The organism is Massilia cavernae (assembly GCF_003590855.1).
GTDB lineage: Bacteria > Pseudomonadota > Gammaproteobacteria > Burkholderiales > Burkholderiaceae_D > Telluria_A > Telluria_A cavernae.
Window position 1 is genome coordinate 23,862 of the sequence record NZ_QYUP01000008.1, and the last position, 18,084, is coordinate 41,945.

Annotated in this window: 17 protein-coding genes; 5 read left to right on the forward strand and 12 right to left on the reverse strand. The window is 64.8% G+C overall.

Annotated elements, in window-relative coordinates:
* Position 1: 1 nt before the first annotated feature.
* Positions 2–1,363 (reverse strand): PEP-CTERM-box response regulator transcription factor, encoded by a 1,362-nt coding sequence (gene prsR, locus D3872_RS00590; RefSeq protein WP_119808975.1) that lies wholly within the window; start codon positions 1,361–1,363, stop codon positions 2–4.
* A 30-nt stretch (positions 1,364–1,393) separates the two neighbouring features.
* The gene (locus tag D3872_RS00595; protein ID WP_119808976.1) at positions 1,394–2,785 is read right to left on the reverse strand and encodes a TIGR03013 family XrtA/PEP-CTERM system glycosyltransferase; all 1,392 of its coding nucleotides are present in this window, start codon (positions 2,783–2,785) and stop codon (positions 1,394–1,396) included.
* A gap of 180 nt (positions 2,786–2,965) precedes the next feature.
* On the opposite strand from D3872_RS00595, the gene nadB reads away from it, so the two are divergent.
* From nadB to D3872_RS00610, 4 genes are all read left to right on the forward strand, one after another.
* Complete coding sequence (gene nadB, locus D3872_RS00600) at positions 2,966–4,567, forward strand: L-aspartate oxidase (protein WP_119808977.1); 1,602 nt, start codon at positions 2,966–2,968, stop codon at positions 4,565–4,567.
* 28 nt (positions 4,568–4,595) lie between these two features.
* Positions 4,596–4,751 (forward strand): hypothetical protein, encoded by a 156-nt coding sequence (locus D3872_RS26190; RefSeq protein ID WP_229459091.1) that lies wholly within the window; start codon positions 4,596–4,598, stop codon positions 4,749–4,751.
* Between the two features lie 284 nt (positions 4,752–5,035).
* The gene (locus D3872_RS26195) at positions 5,036–5,500 is read left to right on the forward strand and encodes an EamA family transporter (RefSeq protein WP_229459092.1); all 465 of its coding nucleotides are present in this window, start codon (positions 5,036–5,038) and stop codon (positions 5,498–5,500) included.
* Between the two features lie 12 nt (positions 5,501–5,512).
* Positions 5,513–6,361 carry an NAD-dependent protein deacetylase gene (locus D3872_RS00610; protein WP_119808978.1) on the forward strand — a complete coding sequence of 283 codons (849 nt, stop codon included), beginning with the start codon at positions 5,513–5,515 and terminating at the stop codon, positions 6,359–6,361.
* Positions 6,362–6,493: 132 nt separating this feature from the next.
* Here D3872_RS00610 and nadC read toward each other — a convergent pair whose 3' ends face one another.
* From nadC to D3872_RS00630, 4 genes are all read right to left on the reverse strand, one after another.
* Positions 6,494–7,357, reverse strand: a complete 864-nt coding sequence (gene nadC, locus D3872_RS00615; protein ID WP_119808979.1) for a carboxylating nicotinate-nucleotide diphosphorylase — start codon at positions 7,355–7,357, stop codon at positions 6,494–6,496.
* Entirely contained in the window at positions 7,354–8,487 is a 1,134-nt protein-coding gene (gene nadA / locus D3872_RS00620) for a quinolinate synthase NadA (protein WP_119808980.1), read from the reverse strand. The genes nadC and nadA overlap by 4 nt, the downstream gene beginning before the upstream one ends.
* A 38-nt stretch (positions 8,488–8,525) precedes the next feature.
* Positions 8,526–10,124, reverse strand: coding sequence for an ABC-F family ATPase (locus tag D3872_RS00625; protein WP_119808981.1), 1,599 nt, complete (start codon positions 10,122–10,124; stop codon positions 8,526–8,528).
* Positions 10,125–10,218: 94 nt separating this feature from the next.
* On the reverse strand, positions 10,219–11,355 hold the full coding sequence (locus tag D3872_RS00630; protein ID WP_119808982.1) for an ISAs1 family transposase: 1,137 nt from the start codon (positions 11,353–11,355) through the stop codon (positions 10,219–10,221).
* Between the two features lie 187 nt (positions 11,356–11,542).
* Here D3872_RS00630 and D3872_RS00635 point away from each other — a divergent pair, with 187 nt between their 5' ends.
* Complete coding sequence (locus D3872_RS00635) at positions 11,543–12,898, forward strand: MBL fold metallo-hydrolase (protein WP_119809017.1); 1,356 nt, start codon at positions 11,543–11,545, stop codon at positions 12,896–12,898.
* Here the strand turns inward: D3872_RS00635 and D3872_RS00640 are convergent.
* From D3872_RS00640 to D3872_RS00665, 6 genes are read right to left on the reverse strand one after another with little or no spacing between them, the layout of a single operon-like run.
* Positions 12,885–13,229 carry a zinc ribbon domain-containing protein YjdM gene (locus tag D3872_RS00640; RefSeq protein ID WP_119808983.1) on the reverse strand — a complete coding sequence of 115 codons (345 nt, stop codon included), beginning with the start codon at positions 13,227–13,229 and terminating at the stop codon, positions 12,885–12,887. The genes D3872_RS00635 and D3872_RS00640 overlap by 14 nt on opposite strands.
* Positions 13,230–13,281: 52 nt before the next feature.
* On the reverse strand, positions 13,282–13,632 hold the full coding sequence (locus D3872_RS00645; protein WP_229459094.1) for a YkgJ family cysteine cluster protein: 351 nt from the start codon (positions 13,630–13,632) through the stop codon (positions 13,282–13,284).
* 52 nt (positions 13,633–13,684) lie between these two features.
* Positions 13,685–14,869, reverse strand: a complete 1,185-nt coding sequence (locus tag D3872_RS00650; RefSeq protein ID WP_119808985.1) for a DUF418 domain-containing protein — start codon at positions 14,867–14,869, stop codon at positions 13,685–13,687.
* Complete coding sequence (locus tag D3872_RS00655) at positions 14,869–16,146, reverse strand: NAD(P)/FAD-dependent oxidoreductase (protein WP_119808986.1); 1,278 nt, start codon at positions 16,144–16,146, stop codon at positions 14,869–14,871. Before D3872_RS00655 ends, D3872_RS00650 begins: the two co-directional genes overlap by 1 nt.
* Positions 16,139–17,056, reverse strand: a complete 918-nt coding sequence (ldcA, locus tag D3872_RS00660) for a muramoyltetrapeptide carboxypeptidase (protein WP_119808987.1) — start codon at positions 17,054–17,056, stop codon at positions 16,139–16,141. The genes D3872_RS00655 and ldcA overlap by 8 nt, the downstream gene beginning before the upstream one ends.
* A complete protein-coding gene (locus D3872_RS00665; RefSeq protein WP_119808988.1) occupies positions 17,053–17,979 on the reverse strand; it encodes an alpha/beta fold hydrolase in 927 nt (308 codons plus the stop codon). Before D3872_RS00665 ends, ldcA begins: the two co-directional genes overlap by 4 nt.
* Positions 17,980–18,084: the final 105 nt, after the last annotated feature.

The window sequence follows — 18,084 nt, forward strand, 5'->3', positions numbered from 1 at the left end:
CCTACGTTGCCGGCTGCGGCTTCACGCCGTGGTGGTGCATCAGGTCATACAAGGTCGGGCGGCTGACGCCAAGCAGGTCGGCCGCCTTGACGATATTCCCGTCCGAGCGCGCCAGCGCCATCACCATCACCTTGTACTCGGCCGCGTCGCGCACTTGGCGCAGGTTGACCGGCGCCGCGGCGTGCGCGACGCCTGGCAGGCCCAGGTCGTCCGCGCCGATGTGAGGGCCGTCGGACATGATCACCGCGCGCTTGATGCAGTTTTCCAGTTCGCGCACGTTGCCGGGCCACTCGTACGCCTCGATCGCCGCCAGCGCTTCGGGCGCGAACACCATCAGCGGCCGGTTCTCGCTGCGGCAGTAGCGGTTGCGGAAGTGGTGGGCGAGGAGCGCGCGGTCGCCGGACCGCGAGCGCAGCGGTGGAATCGCCAGCACGATCTCGCGCAGCCGGTACATCAGGTCCTCGCGGAAGCGGCCGTCGCGCACCATCGCGGCCAGGTCCTGGTGGGTGGCGCACACCACCCGCACGTCGACCGCGATCTCGCTGCGCCCGCCGATGCGCTCGATCACGCGCTCCTGCAGGAAGCGCAGCAGCTTGGCCTGCAGCGGCAGCGCCATGTCGCCGATCTCGTCGAGGAAGAAAGTGCCGCCGTCGGCCATTTCGATCTTGCCCAGCGTCTGCTGGCCGGCGCCGGTAAAGGCGCCTTTCTCGTGGCCGAACAACTCGCTTTCGAGCAGGTCGGCCGGAATGGCGGCGCAGTTGATCGCCACGAAGCGCCGCTCATGGCGCGCGCTCATCTGGTGCAGCGCGCGCGCCACCAGTTCCTTGCCGCTGCCGGATTCACCCAGCAGCATCACGGTGGCAGACGTCGGCGCCACTTTCTCGACGCCGCGGCACAACGCCAGCATGGCCGGGTCGCGTGAGACGATGCCCGCCAGCGGCGACTCGGCGGCGATCTGCAGCATGCGCCGGTTCTCCTGCTGCATCTCATGCAGCTTGCAGGCGCGCGCGATCACCAGCCCCAGGGTGGCGGCGTCGAACGGCTTCTGCTGGAAATCGTAGGCGCCCATCGCGACGGCCTTCAGCGCATTGGCGCGCTGCTGGTTCCCGGACAGGATGATGACTTTGGTGTCCGGCGCCAGTGCATGGATCTGCTGCAGGGTAGCCAGTCCTTCGGAAGCGCCGTCGGGATTGGGCGGCAGGCCGAGGTCGAGCGTCACCACCGGCGGCATGTGGCGCCGCACCTGCACCAGCGCGCTGTCGCGGTCGCCCGCCACCACCACGTCGTACCCGTCCAGGCACCAGCGCAGCTGCTTCTGCATGCCCGCATCGTCTTCCACCACCAACAGCCTTGTTTTTCCCATCGGTTCCTCGCTGGTCTGGCGCCCGGGTTCCTACCTGCTGCCCTTGCCGAACAGGACAACCTGTACGGTATCGATCAGAATCAGCAGGTCCAGGAACAGGCTGTTGTTCTTCACGTAGTACAGGTCGTACTGCAGTTTTTCGATGGCGTCTTCGACCGACGCGCCGTACTGGTAGCGCACCTGGGCAAGGCCCGTGATTCCCGGCTTGATGCCGTGCCGGACGCCGTAGTACGGGATGCTGCGTTCCAGCTGGCGCACGAAGTACGCCCGTTCCGGGCGCGGGCCGACGAAGCTCATCTCGCCGCGGAACACGTTGACCATCTGCGGCAGCTCGTCGATGCGCAGCAAGCGGATGATGCGGCCCACCCGGGTGATGCGCGGATCGTCCCTGGATGCCCAGCGCGGCGCGCCTGCGCTCTCGGCGTCGGTGCGCATGCTGCGGAACTTGAGCACGCTGAAGATGCGGCCGTCGCGGCCGACCCGCTCCTGGCGGTAGAACACCGGGCCGCCGTCCTCCAGCAGGATGGCGGCGCAGGCGGCCAGCATCAGCGGCAGCGTCAGGAGGGTGATCAGGCTGCTGGCGGCCAGGTCGAAGGCGCGCTTGGTAGCGGCGCGGATGAGGCTCTGGTCGAAGCCGCCGCCGAAAATCAGGTAGCTCGGCTGCAGCGAATCCATCCGGATCTGGCAGGCCTCGCGCTCGAAGAAGGTGGCGGCGTCGATCACCCGCACTCCGCCGAGCGCGCATTCGAGCAGCTGGTTGACCGGGAACGCCCGGCTGCGCCGGTTCGTGACGGTGACCACGATCTCGCTGGCTTCATACTTCCGCGCCATCTCCAGCAGCGACTCGCCCATCGGCAGCAGGCAGGCGTCCGGCACGCAGTTCTCTTCATCCTGCAGCGGCACGCAACCGATCACGTGGAACTGGTGAAAACCGAATTTGCTGGCCGCGAGGTCGATGCATTCGCGCGCGAGCTGGCCGCCGCCGATAAACAGCAGGCGCGCTTCCAGCAACGCCGACTCGGCCGACTTGAACACCACCAGTCGCGTGAGCAGCACGCCGGTGGCGCCGAGCGCGAAGATCAGGATGCTGATGCCGCGCCCGAAGTACATCTCTGGCCGCACCGCGATCAGCGCCGACAGCAGCGCGAAGCCCAGCCCGAACGAGGGCATGATGCGGATCAGGGTGGTGCGTATGCCCTCGCGCGAGGAATGCTGGTACATGCCGAGGGCGCTCATGCTGAAGATGATCACCAGCGCGAACGTCAGCGAGGACAGGTAGAGGTTATCGGCGCGGAAGTGGCCGGCGCCGTCGTTGAACCACAGCGCCGAGGCGATGCTGGCTGACGCCAGCAACATCAGCAGCTCCAGAAGCAGCAGGATGAACGCCATCTTGGAAACGTAGTGATTGAAGATCCGGATCACAGCTTCTCCCGCCAAACAGTCGGCGCCCCGGTGCGCACGCGCAAAGGGGCAAATAGATGATGGAGGAATATTGCATTTAGTGCATTGACCATGGACAAGCGAGCCCTGCCGAGGGTGGGACACGGCAAGACGTGGACAAATGCTCTATAGTGATGCTTCTGTACACAGCAAAACACTGTCATGAAATTTGATGTCGCTATCGTCGGCAGCGGCCTGGCCGGTCTGTCGGTCGCCCTGCACCTGGCCGAAACCCGCAAAGTCGCAATCATCTCCAAGCGCGCCCTGCTCGACGGGGCCAGCAACTGGGCGCAAGGCGGCATTGCCGCCGTGCTCGACTCTGGCGACAGCTACCAGAAGCACATGGAAGACACCCTGGTCGCCGGCGCCGGCCTGTGCGACGAGGCGGCTACCCGCTTCATCGTCGAACACGGACGCGAAGCGATCGAATGGCTGATTGCCCAGGGCGTGCCGTTCACGCGCGACCCGACCGCCGAACTCGGGTTCCACCTGACCCGCGAAGGCGGCCATAGCGAACGGCGCATCATCCACGCCGCCGACGCCACCGGCCACGCGGTGCAGGTCACGCTGGAACAGAAGGTGCGCGCGCACCCGAACATCAGCCTGTTCGAGCAGCACGTCGCGATCGACGTCATCACCTCCGACAAGCTGGCCGCGTCCGGCGTCCACCCCGGCCAGCCGCGCTGCTACGGGCTGTACGTGCAGGATGAGAAAACCGGTCGCGTGCTGACCTTCGAAGCCGCGCACACCGTGCTGGCCACCGGCGGCGCCGGCAAGGTTTACCTGTACACCACCAATCCCGACACCGCCACCGGCGACGGCATCGCGATGGCGTGGCGCGCCGGCTGCCGCGTGTCGAACATGGAGTTCATCCAGTTCCACCCGACCTGCCTGTACCATCCGTTCGCCAAGTCCTTCCTGATTACCGAAGCGATCCGCGGCGAAGGCGGCCGCCTGCTGTTGCCGCCCGAAGCCGGCCCTGCGGCCGGAACCCGCTTCATGCCGATGCACGATTCGCGCGGCGAACTGGCCCCGCGCGACGTGGTCGCACGCGCGATCGACTTCGAGATGAAGAAGCGCGGGCTGGACTACGTCAACCTCGACATCAGCCACCAGCCGGCCGAATTCCTGATGGAGCACTTCCCGACCATCTACGCGCGCTGCCTCGAACTGGGCATCGACATCACCAAGGAACCGATTCCGGTCGTCCCTGCGGTGCACTTCACCTGCGGCGGCATCGTTACCGACCTGGCCGGCCGCACCGACATCTCCGGCCTGTACGCCGTCGGCGAAACCGCCTGCACCGGCCTGCACGGCGCCAACCGCCTGGCCAGCAACTCGCTGCTCGAATGCCTGGTGGTCGGGCGCTCCTGCGCCATCGAGATCGCCGCCATGGCGCCGGGCGAAACGCTGACGCTTCCGGCCTGGGACGAAAGCCGCGTCACCAACGCCGACGAGGAAGTGGTCATCGCCCACAACTGGGACGAGCTGCGGCGCTTCATGTGGAACTACGTGGGCATCGTGCGCACCACAAAACGCCTGGAGCGCGCCCAGCACCGCATCGCGCTGCTGAAGGAAGAAATCGACGAGTACTACCGCAACTTCCGCATCACGCCCGACCTGCTCGAGCTGCGCAACCTGGTCGACGTGGCGGCCCTGATCGTCAACAGTGCCCTGACCCGCCACGAGAGCCGCGGCCTGCACTTCAACCGCGATGGGGCGATATCCCGACACGCTGGGCCCAGGCGCTGCCCGAGCGTCTGACGCCGCGCGCCGCGACCGCGCAAGGCGCATGAACCACAAGCTGACGCCGTGCGACGGGCGGTACTCCCTGACCATGCGCGCCGATGCTGTGGCTGGTAATCGCATCGTCGGCCGGCTGCTTGCGCGACGCAGGTCACCCGCCGATGACGCTGAACCTGCTGCGCTGGTCGATCGCGGCTGCTGATCTGCTGCCACTGCCCGCCGCGTGGTTCCGCCGAAGGCAGCGGGCTGGGCACAACTGGGCGCGCCTCAGCATGCTCGGCCTGCCTCGGCATCGGCCTGTACAACTCCCTCCAGTACTGGCGCTGCAAAGCTCGACGCGATCAACGTGAGCTGGTGCGTCCGGATGCCGGTATGGATGCTGGCTGGTCGGCACGCGATCCCTTCCGCGGGTGAAGGCGCGCGACGGCAGACTGCCGGCGCCCTGCTGTCGATCGCCGGCGTGCTTGATCGTCCTCAGTCGGGCGCATGGGACAGCTGCTGCGATGCCGCCTGGTCGCGGGCGACCTGTACATGATCCTCGCCACCATCGCCTGGGCGTTCTATAGCTGGCTGCTGATGCAACCGAAGGATCCGCCCGCGCTGCGCGGCGACTGGGCCGCCTTCCTGCTGGCGCAAGTGATCTACGGCGTGCTGTGGTCGGGGGCCTTCGCCGGCGCCGAGCTGGCGGGTGGCGCTAAGGCCATCGCGTGGAGCTGGCCGGTGGCCGCCGGCATGCTGTTTGTCGCGGTCGGCCCGGCCATCATCGCGTTCCGCTGCTGGGGCGCCGGCGTGCAGGCGGCCGGGCCGGGCATCGCCTCGTTCTTCGTCAACCTGACGCCGCTGTTCGCGGCCATGCTGTCCGCGGCGATCCTGGGCGAGACACCCCACCTGTACCACGCGGTAGCGTTCGCGCTGATCGTGGGCGGCATCGTTATCTCCGCACGGCGCTAGCGGGATGCTGCCATGGCCGGCGACCTGACAGATCACGATTCGCTGGAGCGGATGGCGGCTTTCCTGCAGCGGCACCAGCGCGTTCTGGTGCTGACCGGGGCCGGCATCAGCACCGGCTCCGGCATTCCGGGCTACCGCGACGAGAAAGGCGTGCGGCGCGGAACGCCGCCAACGCAGGGGCCGGAATTCCGCAAGTCGCAAGCCGCCCGCAAACGCTACTGGGCACGCAGCATGGTTGGTTATCCGCTCCTGTCTCGCGCGCAGCCGAATGACGCGCACCTGGCCGTCGCGGACCTCACCCGCGCAGGAGTGGTGGGCGCGCTGATTACCCAGAATGTCGACGGCCTGCACCAGCGCGCGGGCAGCATCGATGTGCTTGAGCTGCACGGGAATATCCATGGCGTGGTCTGCCTCGATTGCCATGCGCGGTTCAGCCGGGCTTTTGTGCAGTCGGTGCTGGAAGAAGTCAATCCCGCCCTGCTCGGCGCCAGCGCGCGGCCTTTGCCTGATGGCGACGCGCAGCTGTCGCTGGAAATGCTGGAAGGATTCCGTGAACCGGCCTGCGTTCACTGCGGCGGCACGCTGAAGCCGGATGTAGTGTTCTTTGGGGATGGAGTCCCGGCCGAGTGCACGACGCGGGCGGTGAGGATGATGGACGATGCGGACGCACTGATGGTGGTCGGCTCGTCGCTGATGGTGTTTTCGGGGTTCCGGTTTTGCCGGATGGCGGCGCAGGCGGGAAAGCCAATTGCGGCCGTCAATCTTGGGAAGACGCGTGCCGACGATATGCTGTCAGTGAAGGTGGAGGATGCGGCGGAGCGATTTTTGCCGCGGCTCCGCGAACTTCTCGGTGTTGGGTGATGGTGAAGGCGGATGCGGCCTCGGCGGCAGCCAGCTTATCCGCCCTACGTGTCATGATGCAATCAAACTTAGACTTGTAGGGCGGATAAGCGTGGCTGCCGCCGAGGCCGCATCCGCCGAACTACACCACAATCAGAGAATGCGCAGCGAGTAATCCGTCGCCTTGACATCCTTGGTAAGGCTGCCGATCGAGATACGGTCGACGCCCGTCTCCGCGATCGCGCGCACGCTGTCCAGGTTGACGCCACCCGACGCCTCCAGCAGCGCGCGTCCGGCATTCACCTTCACCGCGTCGCGCATCATCTGCAGGTCGAAGTTATCCAGCAGGACCGACTCGGCGCCCGCCGCCAGCGCTTCCTCGAGCTGCGCCAAGCTCTCGACCTCGATCTGGATTGAGACGCCAGCCTGCAGCGCCTGCGCCGCAGCCATCGCCGCGTTCACCCCGCCCGCTGCCGCGATGTGGTTTTCCTTGATCAGGATGCCGTCATACAGCGCCATGCGCTGGTTCTTGCCGCCGCCGACGCGCACCGCGTACTTCTGCGCCTGGCGCAGGCCCGGCAGCGTCTTGCGCGTGTCGAGGATCGCGGCGTTGGTGCCGCCGATGATGTCGACATACTTGCGGGTTTCGGTCGCCACGCCCGACATCAATTGAAGGAAGTTCAGCGCGCTGCGTTCCGCCGTCAGCAAGGCGCGCGGCGGCCCCTCGATGAAGCAGACCACGCTGTTCGCGGCCATCAAGTTGCCCTCGGCGTACTGCCAGTCGATGTCGATGCCCGCATCAAGCGCGTGCATCACGCCTTCGAACCACGGCGCGCCACACAGCACGGCGTTTTCGCGCACCAGCACGCGGGCACGCACGCGGCCGTCGCCCGGCACCAGCTTGCCGGTCAGGTCGCCGGTGCCGACGTCTTCCAGCAGCGCGGAAAGGAGGTTCTGTTCGAATGCGGCTTGCAGTTTTTCGTCGAACTGGTCGAACGGATTGCGCAAATTGCTCATGCAGGTCCAATTCCCGAGAAAAGTTTGTTTTCGCTTGCCAGGTCGCCGGTCGGCAGCGCCTTGGCTTTTTTCGCGGCCGCGAAATCGAGCATGCGGTCGATCGCGCGCACGGCCTTCTTGCCGATCTCAGGATCGACGAAGACTTCGTTCTTGCCGGTTTCGAGCACTTCGGCCAGGTTGCGCAGGCCGTTCATCGCCATCCACGGGCAGTGCGCGCAGCTCTTGCAGGTTGCGCTGTTGCCGGCGGTTGGCGCCTCGATGAAGGTCTTGCCCGGCGCCGCCATGCGCATCTTGTGGAAGATGCCGTTGTCGGTTGCGACGATGAATTCGGTCGCGTCCAGCGTTTGCGCAGCGTTGATCAGCTGGGTGGTCGAGCCGACCACGTCGGCCATCGCCACTACGCTCGCCGGCGATTCGGGGTGCACCAGGATCTTGGCGTGCGGGTATTCGTTCTTCAGCAGGTCAAGCTCGATGCCCTTGAACTCGTCGTGCACGATGCACGAACCCTGCCACAGCAGCATGTCCGCGCCGGTCTTTTTCTGGATGTAGGAACCGAGGTGGCGGTCCGGCGCCCACAGGATCTTCTTGCCCTGCGCGTGCAGGTGCGCCACGATGTCCAGGCCGATCGAGGACGTCACCATCCAGTCGGCGCGCGCCTTGACGGCGGCGCTGGTGTTCGCATACACGACCACGGTGCGGTCCGGATGGGCGTCGCAGAAGGCGGCGAATTCGTCGGCCGGGCAGCCCAGGTCGAGCGAACAGGTCGCGTCCAGGTCCGGCATCAGGATGGTCTTGTCCGGGCTGAGGATCTTCGCGGTCTCGCCCATGAAGCGCACGCCCGCCACCACCAGCGTCTTGGCCGGGTGGTCGCGGCCGAAGCGCGCCATTTCGAGCGAGTCCGACACGCAGCCGCCGGTTTCTTCGGCCAGGTCCTGCAGGTCGGCGTCCACATAATAGTGTGCCACCAGCACCGCCTCGCGCTCCTTCAGCAGCTTGCGGATGCGGTCCTTGAGCGCGGCCTTTTCGTCGGCCGACGGCTGCTCGGGCGTGCGCGCCCAGGCATGGGCCGTGCAGCTCAAGCCGGCCTGGGGATGGTCGTACTCGACGGTCTTGATAGGAAGGATATTCATGGGGTGCTACCTCGTTTTCAATTGACCCGGCCGTGTGCTTAGTTGATGCCCTGGCTGGTCAGGTAATCCTCATAGTTACCGCGGAAGTCGATGACTTCGCCGTCCTTGATCTCGAGGACGCGGTTTGCCAGCGACGACACGAACTCACGGTCGTGCGACACGAAGATGAGGGTGCCGGCGTATTTATCCAGTGCGATGTTGAGCGACTCGATCGATTCCATGTCCATGTGGTTGGTCGGTTCGTCCAGCAGCATGACGTTGTGACGGCCCAGCATCAGCTTACCGTACATCATGCGGCCCTTCTCGCCGCCCGACAGCACCTTGACCGACTTCTTCACCTCGTCGCCGCCGAACAGCAGGCGGCCGAGGATCGAGCGCACGGCCTGGTCGTCGTCGCCTTCCTTGGTCCAGCGGCCCATCCAGTCGGTCAGGGTCGCGCCGTCCATGAACTCCTCGGTCGGATCCTGCGGCATGTAGCCGACGTTCGCGTTCTCGGCCCACTTGACGCGGCCGGTGTCGGTCGTCATGCCGCACATTTCGCCGCAGATGGAGCGCAGCAGCGTGGTTTTACCGGCGCCGTTGGCGCCGATGATCGCAATGCGCTCGCCCGCTTCAACCATGATGCTGAAATTCTTGAACAGCTGGCGGTCGTACTTCTTCGAAATGCCCTCGACTTCCACCGCCAGGCGGTGCAGCTTCTTCTCGCCGTCGAAGCGCACGAACGGATAGGCGCGCGACGATGGCTTGATATCCTCGACCTTGATCTTGTCGATCTGCTTGGCGCGCGACGTCGCCTGGCGTGCCTTGGACTTGTTGGCCGAGAAGCGGCGCACGAAGTCTTGCAGTTCCGCGACCTTTTCCTTGGCCTTGGCGTTGTTCGCCAGCTGCTGGTTGCGCGCTTGCGTCGACGCCAGCATGTACTCGTCGTAGTTGCCTGGATAGATCTTCAGCGTGCCGTAGTCCATGTCGGCCACGTGGGTGCAGACCTGGTTCAGGAAGTGGCGGTCGTGCGAAATGATGATCATGGTCGAATCGCGCTGGTTAAGCACGTCCTCGAGCCAGCGAATCGTATCGATGTCCAGGTTGTTGGTCGGTTCGTCGAGCAGCAGGATGTCCGGATTCGAGAACAGCGCCTGCGCCAGCAGCACGCGCAGCTTCCAGCCCGGCGCCACATTGCTCATCGGGCCCTGGTGCTGGTCGATCGAGACGCCCGCACCCAGCAGCAGTTCGCCGGCGCGCGCTTCGGCCGAGTAACCGTCGTATTCAGCCACTTTGGCTTCCAGTTCGGCCGCGTGCATGTAGTCGTCGTCGGTCGCTTCCGGGTTCGCGTAGATCGCGTCGCGCTCGGTGATCGCGTTCCACAGTTCGGTGTGGCCCATCATGACCACGTCCAGCACGCGCATTTCTTCGTACGCGAACTGGTCCTGGCGCAGTTTGCCCAGGCGCTCGTTCGTGTCGAGCATGACGTTGCCGGCCGAAGGTTCGAGGTCGCCGCCCAGGATTTTCATGAAGGTCGACTTGCCGCAGCCGTTCGCGCCGATCAGGCCATAGCGGTTGCCATCGCCGAACTTGACGGAGATGTTTTCGAACAGCGGCTTGGCGCCGAATTGCATTGTGATGTTAGCTGTAGATAGCACTGGTAAAGCCCTTGCATGCGGTGATTTGATTAACCGCGTATTTTACCATTTGCGGGGTTTTTCGGCGCAAACGGCAGGGCGATTGCATGAAGGATCAGATTGCCAAGCCCAATACTTTAGCGAGATAGTCGGTGTTCCAGCCTGCCTTTAAGCGTTTTCCGGCGATCCCGAGCTTCGTGGTCTTCTCGTTTTTCAGTAGGTTGAGAGCAATTCGACGCAGGATGGCGAAATTTTGCGCAGCTTCGCCTACGCGGATACGGCAATCGTCCTCGCGAAATGCGACGTCCAGAACCCAGTGCATGCAGTTTTCGATGCCCCAGTGTGCCCGTACGGTCTGAGCGAGATGCGCCGCTTTGGCCGGCAGGCTGCTGATGTAGTATCGGCGTTCGACGCTGGTTTTGCCGCTACTGTTTCTGCCAATAATTTCACGCGTCGATTCGATCATGATTAGGCTTTGCAGGCCGGACCAGTGCTGGTTTTGCTGACCGAGCCAGGCGACGTCGTTGGTTACCAAGCAGCGCCGGGTTTCGATCCGTCCGTGATCTTTTTCCGTCTGGCTGTCATCCCAGAACGGGCGATCCAACTTGCCGCTATCTGCGGCATCGAACCACAGCTTGACGGCTTCGGACAGACCGGGCTGGTTGTCCTTCACGCCCAGCACATAGTCGGCGCCGCTTGCGACGATATTGGCCGCGATGTCGTGCTGGCATCCCATCGCGTCAATCGTGATTATGGCGCCTTTGATGTCCAGCGTCGCCAACAGTTCCGGTATCGCCGTGATCTCGTTACTCTTGTCGGCTGTCCGGACCTGTCCCAGCGTCAAACCGCTTGCGCTGCTCCATGCCGACACTAGGTGAATGGCACTCTGCTTGCCATCATGCGAGCCACGTACGCACTTGCCATCGATGGCAATGTGCTGTCCCTTCAGCGAGGGACACATTGAACTCATCCAGCGCACGAAGCATGCCTCGAACTGCGTTGCGTCGAGCAGCGAAAAGACCCGTCCGAAGGTGTCGTGCGAGGCGATGCCATTGGCAAATGGAAGGTGCTGGCGCAACCAGTCGAGCTTCATCTCGCTCCATTCGACAACATTGGTCCAGCTCTCTGCCCCACTGATGACGGCGCAGATCGCGGCCAACAGTAATTCGTCGAGTTGATATGCGCATTGCCGCGCACGCGGATCGCGCAATTCATCGAATGCTTCCACCAACGACATCGGTCCGTTTGCCATTTTCTCGCTCAAATATCGAGAGTAAACGCCATTCTGAGCGAGTTTACAAGCAATACTTGCAACCTTTGCTCATGACAACGAGATCGCCTTCATGCAATTGCCCTGGCGCAAACGGTCCTTGCTCCAGTTTGGCAGGCTGCCGCATGGGATAATGACGGCCGCCTTCCCGCAAATTTCCATCCTGACAATGCCGCTTACAATCTCCAGGATCCTCCACGCCGGCTACGTTTTCGAGTGCCAGGACACGCTGATCGCCTTCGACACCATCTTCGAAAACCCGTTCAGCAGCAATTGTCATGCTTTTCCCGATGTCCGCTTCGACCACGGCCAGATTCGCCAGCTGAGGTTCGACGCCGTCTTCATCTCGCACTTCCACGACGACCACTGCTCGCTCGACAGCCTGGACCTGCTGGACCGCGCCACGCCGCTCTACATCTATTGCATCTTCGACGAGCTGTTCGACATGGTCAGGGAGCTGGGTTTCACCGAGGCCCATAAGCTGGAGACCAATGTGCCCGTTTCGGTCGGCCCGTTCGAGGTCATTCCTCGCGAAGCCATCGATAGCGACGTCGATTCGCTGTACCAGATAAAGGCGGCCGGCCTGAACGTGCTGAATGTCGTGGATTCGTGGATTTCCCCGGTCGCGCTGCGCGAGCTTGCCGAGGAAGGGCCGTGGGACATGGTGCTGTGGCCTTTCCAGACCATGCGCGAGATCGAAGTGATCGCGCCGACGCGGGCAGATGCGGCACCGCCCGGCCTGCCGGCGGAATGGCTGGACCAGCTTCGCTTGCTGGACCCGCGCTTCGTCGTCCCAAGCTCCTGCCAGTTCATCCAGGAGCCGTGGTCGTGGTTCAGCAAGCGGTTCTTCCCGATCAGCTACACGCTGTTCCAGCAGGAGGTCGAGGCTGCCTTGCCAGCAGCACGCGTGGTACGGATGAACCCATCCACCGCCGTTACGCTCACCAGCACTGGACTTGACGCAGCCCCTGCCCTGCCATGGGTGACTCCGGTTGGCGACCAGGATGTCGACTACGAATACGACAGCACCGCCGTCCCGCCGCGGACGTTTGAAGTCTCGCGCAACTTCACCGCGCTGACCGCGCCGCATGCGCGGAAGGTCACGGACTACTGCGAACAGGGCCTGCTCGAGAAGTATCGTGATATGGAGCTGCCCGAGGACAGCTACTTCCAGCATGCGCGCGTGTGGCGCCTGTCGGTGTTCGACCATGCGGGCCATGGCGTGGAATACCACTATCGCGTCGAAGGTGACAGCATCGCAAAAGCCGGGAACGGTGACGGTCCACTCGCATGGACCACCGAAATCCCGGCGGCGAAACTGTACGCCGCGCTGGAACAGGGCGAATCGCTCACCTCGATGTACATGCGCATCAACGACGGGCTGTTCGACGCCGCCATTGAAGAGGAAATCGCGGACGCCGAGATTATCGACGACCCGTTGATCCGCTGCCTGTTCAACGACGTCTTCGGCGCCTACCAGGCGGCGCAGCTGCGCCGCCTGAAGGAACGGGTTACACCTTCCTGACGAATTCCGTCTTCAGGCCCATCTGGCCAAAGCCCTCGATCTTGCAGTCGATGTCATGGTCACCGTCGACCAGGCGGATGTTCTTGACCTTGGTTCCCATCTTGACGGTGCCGCCACCGCCCTTCAGTTTCAGGTCCTTGATGACGGTGACGGTGTCGCCGTCCTGCAGGATGTTGCCAGAGGCGTCGCGCCAGACGCGCGCGCCCTCTTCCTGCGCCTCGCCGGCGGCCTGCGCGCTCCACTCATGGCCGCACTCGGGGCAGATGTACTGGCCCGCGTCTTCGTACGTGAATTCCGAACTGCACTTCGGGCAAGGGGGCAATGCGCTCATATCGTGTCCTGTCATGGAGGCTGGCGCCTCGTGTAAAGGCAGGAGTATACAGCTAAAGCGAGGCGCGCAGCGCCGGCAGCCCGTGACGCGCCCGCGCGCGGAGGCACTTGTCGTCGCCCGGCTGGACCTCGCGGCATGGCGACGGGCGCTGATCGTACAGGCCGCATTGGACACGGCCTCCGATCTCGCCGGCCAGCGCGCCGCAGCGCGGCGCCTTGCTGTTTGTACCGGCCATGCACATGTAGAAAGGCGACACCTGCTCGGTCGCGCGATCCGGAATGGCGCGGTCTTCGGCTTCTGACCAGTAGAACGAGACACGGAAGCTGGCGCAGCACGCGCCGCAGCGCATGCATTCGTCATTGTCGTTGATTTCGGCGGTCGCGATCATGAATCGGGAAGGCATTCAATGTAGACGAAAATTCTAGCGCAGCCTTACCCGGGTGAAAAGCCCTTCTTCAACGCCTGTAGGTAAAGCGCCGCCACAAGGCTTCGAACGGGCCTTGCTGGTGGCCGGACAGCCACCATCGGCTGAGCAGCACCTGTACCAGCATGATGGCCATGCATAGCGCCAGCAGCTCGATGCGCCCCAAGAGCGCGCCGAGCCCAAGTCCATACGCCGGCAACATCAATCCCAAGGCAAGCGACTGCACCAGGTAGTTGGTCAACGCCATGCGGCCGACCGGCGCCAGCCAGCGCGCGACGGAGTCCATGGCGCGCTCGCCCGCCAGCATGAACGCCGCGATATACGCCGCGCCCAGCGCCGGGCCGGAAAGCTCAAGCAGATACAGCGCAGCATGCGACGTAGGCCTTGGCGTCCCGGCGCCGACCGCCATGTCGACCGCCGAGTAGCCCCACCACAGGTTGAGCGGCAGGGCCACCAGCAGCCCCGCCGCCAGCACGCAAAGCCATAGCCTCCGATGCCTGTGCGGCCGCGTGATCCACCCCAGCCGTACCGCAAAGACCCCGAGCAGGAACAGCAGCATCAGGCGTGGGATGAACAGCCAGAACCCGCTGAGATTAGTGCCGAAGTCCTTGAGCCGCTCACGCGCGACCTCGCCCCAGCCGCCGTTGACATAGATGTCGGCGGCGCGAAGGACTTCCACCAGCGCGTCGGCCGCAAAGTCGGACGAGGTGGCGATGAAGACGGTCAGCAGCGCCATCAACAGCAGCAACCCGCCATTGAGCAGCACCGCCGCATCGAACGACTCGCGCACCTTCGACAGCGGCTGCAGCCCTTTGCGGAACACCCAGAAGCCTGTGAGCGCGTAGGCGGTCAGTATGTCGCCGAACCACAGCAGCGACCCATGCAGCAGCCCGACGACGAGAAGCCATCCCAGCCGGCGCCGGTAGATGCGCATGGCTTCCAGCGCGCCTACGGACTTCGTCAGCGAGCGTATCTGCAGCGCAAAGCCCGCGCCGAACAGGAAGGAAAAGATCGGATAAAACTTCTGCTCCGCGAACGCGGCGGCGAAGAAGACCGCGAAGCGGTCGGCCTGGCTGTCGTCCCCACCCATCGGGCCATAGCGCAGCACCGCATAGCCGTAGACGAAACCCCATACATTGATTAACAGGATGCCGAACACGGCGAAACCGCGCAGCGCGTCGATACGTTCCGACCGCCGGGAGGAAGGCGCGGCCACTATTGGCGCATCCAGTCGCGCAATTCGTAGTACCAGTACGTGAGCTGTGCGGCGGCCAGGCCCGCGCGGCCGCCGACGTGCGGCAGTCCCCACGCGCCGAACTGGTCCAGTCCCTTGCCCTCGCCGCACATCGCCGCGGCCAGCAGTTCCCCGGCCAGCGTGGTCGGCGCGACGCCGTGTCCGCCGAAGCCCATGCCGTACCACAGGCCTTCCGGCAGGCGTCCGACCTGCGGCATGCGGTGGCGCCCATAGCTCATCATGCCGCTCCAGGCGTAATCGACGCGCGTCCCTTCCAGTTGCGGGTACACCTTCAGCATGTCCTCGTAGAGCAGGCGCGCCACCTCGGACGGGCTGCGCTCCCGTACCGCGATCCGTCCGCCCCACAGCAAGCGCGTGTCGGGCAGGGGCCGATAGTAGTCGAATGCGAAGCGAGTGTCGTAGACCGCCGCGCCGGTGCGTACCGAGTCCTGCAGCCCGCTGCCCAACGGCTCGGTCGCCATCACGTAGGTCGCGATCGGCAGGGCGGCTCCGGCCAGGCGTGGGTACAGGCGTTCGATGTAGCCGCCGCAGCAGATCACGACTTCCTTCGCGCGAACTTCACCGCCGGCGGTCTTCACGCGCCAGCCCGCGCCGTCGGCCTCGATGTGGGTGACGCGGCTACCTTCGTGCACCGCCACGCCTTGTTCGGTGAGCACGCGCGCCAGTCCCTGCGCATACTTCAGCGGGTGGAAATGGAAGGCGGCAGGCTCGAACAGGCCGCCGAAGTAGCGCTTGCTGAGCAGCCGGTCCGACAAATCGGCGCGGCTGATGCGCTGCCACTCCACGCCCAGGCGCTCCTCCATGAAGCGCTGCTGCGCGTCGAGGATACGGTCGTCGTCGAACCAGTTGGCGAGAATGACGCCTTCCTCGCGGGCGTCGCAGTCGATGCCGTAGCGCCTGATGCGGCTGCGGATCTGCTCCACCGCCGCCAGCGTCAGGCGGTACAGCGCCCTGCCCGCCTCATCGCCGGCGCTGTCCAGCAGCGCGCGCTCGCCCAGCGAGAAGCCGCCGAACACGAAGCCGCCACTGCGCCCGGACGCGCCGTGCCCGATGGTATCGCCTTCCAGCAGGATGATGCCGGCCTGGCCGCGCTCGGCCAGCGACAGCGCGGTGCCGAGGCCCGCGAAGCCTCCGCCGATGACGCAGACCGCCGCGTCATGCGAGCCGGACAAGGTGGGATAAGTGCCGCCGTCGGCCGTCGCCTGGTAGAAGCTGTGCGACGGCAGGATTTCAGACATGCGCGATGGTGGGGTAGCCGCTCATCGTCAGCGTAAAGCCATCCGCATCCGATACCAGCCTGGCATGCGCGCCGAACGGGATCGTGGCGCGGGTGCGGCCATGGCCGAACGGAAGGCCGGTCAGCACCGGCACCGGCAGCACGCTGCGCAGGTAGTCGACCATCACGCCGAAGTTGTAGCCGTTATCGGCGGGCGTGATGCCGTAGGAGGAAAAATCGCCCAGCACCACTGCCTTCTGGCGCTCGATCACACCAGCATGCATAAGCTGCAGCAGCATGCGCTCCACGCGGTACGGATGCTCGTTGACGTCCTCGAAAAACAGGATGCCGCCGTCGACCTGTGGGAAGTATTCCGTACCGAGAACGGACAGCACCATCGCGAGGTTGCCGCCCCAAAGCGTGCCGCTGGCCTCGACGCAGGGATTACCTTGCTCCTTGACCGCGATGCGGTGGGCCGGCCCTTCCAGGCAGCGCCAGAAATCGCCCAGCGTGAATTCGTCCGGCTCCTTCGCGCCAAAGTCACCGAAGAACATCGGGCCCGCATAGCTCATGGCGCCGGTCTTTGCCATCAACGCCATCTGGAAGGCGGTGAAGTCGGAGAAGCCGACAAATATCTTGCCACTTTGCGCCATCAGGTCGAAGTCGATCCGCGGCAACAGGCGCGACAAGCCGTACTGGCCGCGCAGCGCGATGACGACGTCGATATCGGGATTGCAGGCGGCGGCCTGCAGCTGCGCCAGGCGCGCCTCGTCGGTGCCGCCGAAGCGCTGGAACACCTTTCCGGTATCGAAGTAATTGTGGACGGCGTGGCCGCGTGCTTCGAGCCGCCTGATGCCGCGTTCGATCGCGGCGTCGTCGAGGGTGTATCCGCTCGGCGCGACGATGCCGATGCCTGGTTTGTATTTGCTCACTGTTTTTCGAATAGCCGTGGTGTGGAGTCCGCTGCCATCTTACCGTGCGCATGGGCGTCGATCAAGGCTAGCAGCCGCTCCACCAACTGGCCGGGCAGGTCATGCCCCATGCCCTCGATGATCTCGAGGCGCGCGTCCGGGATCAGGCGCGCGGTGTCGATGCCGCAGGCGACCGGCACCAGTGGATCGGCGGCGCCATGGATGACAAGCGCCGGCACGCGGATCGAGCGCAGCTGCGCGCTGCGGTCGCCCGCCGCGGTCACCGCCACCATCTGGCGCGCCACGCCGCGGCCGTTGACGTTGCGCCGGATCGCACGGGCGATGCCGTCGCGCAGCTGCTTGTCGGGCGTCGGGTAGGCCGGGCTGCCGATCACGCGGTAGATCTGTGCGGTGTGGTCGATGATGCTTTCCATGTCGCGCGCGTTGCGGGGCCGGCGCATCAGCAGCGCACGCGCCTCGCGCGTCGGCCCCGGCAAGCCACGCCGGCCGCTGGTGGACATGATGGAAGTGAGGCTGAGGATGCGGTCGGGGAACCTGGCCGCCATGATCTGGGCGATCATCCCGCCCATCGACACCCCCACCACGTGCGCCTTGGCGATGCCCAGCGCGCGCAGCACGCCGCGCGCGTCTTCGGCCATGTCCTCGAGGGTGTAGGCGGTCTTGATCGGCCAGTGCATCGCCGACTTGAGCCAGGTGAGCCAGAGGTTGGGCGTGCCCGCGTGGTCGAACTTGGTCGAAAGCCCGCAGTCGCGGTTGTCGAAGCGGATGACGTAGAAGCCCAGCTCGACCAGCCCTTCGACGAAGTCGTCCGGCCAGGTGGTCAGTTGCATGCCCAGGCCCATCACCAGCAAGACGGGGACGTCTTTCGGGTCCCCTGCGGTTTCGTAGGCCAGGCGTATGCCGTTGGACTTCAGGGTTGGCATGGTATCGGGGCGGAACTTGATTGATCCTTGTTCAGCATACCATTTTTGTGCGCCCCCGGGGAGCGCACGGCGCTGGCGCAACGTATGAGCTGCACCAAGGACAGC

Excerpts from the sequence above, each read along its gene's own strand:
- prsR (WP_119808975.1), bottom strand. The coding sequence starts at position 1,363 with ATGGGAAAAACAAGGCTGTTGGTGGTGGAAGACGATGCGGGCATGCAG.
- nadB (WP_119808977.1), top strand. The coding sequence starts at position 2,966 with ATGAAATTTGATGTCGCTATCGTCGGCAGCGGCCTGGCCGGTCTGTCG.
- D3872_RS26190 (WP_229459091.1), top strand. The coding sequence starts at position 4,596 with ATGAACCACAAGCTGACGCCGTGCGACGGGCGGTACTCCCTGACCATG.
- D3872_RS26195 (WP_229459092.1), top strand. The coding sequence starts at position 5,036 with ATGGGACAGCTGCTGCGATGCCGCCTGGTCGCGGGCGACCTGTACATG.
- D3872_RS00610 (WP_119808978.1), top strand. The coding sequence starts at position 5,513 with ATGGCCGGCGACCTGACAGATCACGATTCGCTGGAGCGGATGGCGGCT.
- nadC (WP_119808979.1), bottom strand. The coding sequence starts at position 7,357 with ATGAGCAATTTGCGCAATCCGTTCGACCAGTTCGACGAAAAACTGCAA.
- nadA (WP_119808980.1), bottom strand. The coding sequence starts at position 8,487 with ATGAATATCCTTCCTATCAAGACCGTCGAGTACGACCATCCCCAGGCC.
- D3872_RS00630 (WP_119808982.1), bottom strand. The coding sequence starts at position 11,355 with ATGGCAAACGGACCGATGTCGTTGGTGGAAGCATTCGATGAATTGCGC.
- D3872_RS00635 (WP_119809017.1), top strand. The coding sequence starts at position 11,543 with ATGCCGCTTACAATCTCCAGGATCCTCCACGCCGGCTACGTTTTCGAG.
- D3872_RS00640 (WP_119808983.1), bottom strand. The coding sequence starts at position 13,229 with ATGAGCGCATTGCCCCCTTGCCCGAAGTGCAGTTCGGAATTCACGTAC.
- D3872_RS00645 (WP_229459094.1), bottom strand. The coding sequence starts at position 13,632 with ATGCCTTCCCGATTCATGATCGCGACCGCCGAAATCAACGACAATGAC.
- D3872_RS00655 (WP_119808986.1), bottom strand. The coding sequence starts at position 16,146 with ATGTCTGAAATCCTGCCGTCGCACAGCTTCTACCAGGCGACGGCCGAC.
- D3872_RS00665 (WP_119808988.1), bottom strand. The coding sequence starts at position 17,979 with ATGCCAACCCTGAAGTCCAACGGCATACGCCTGGCCTACGAAACCGCA.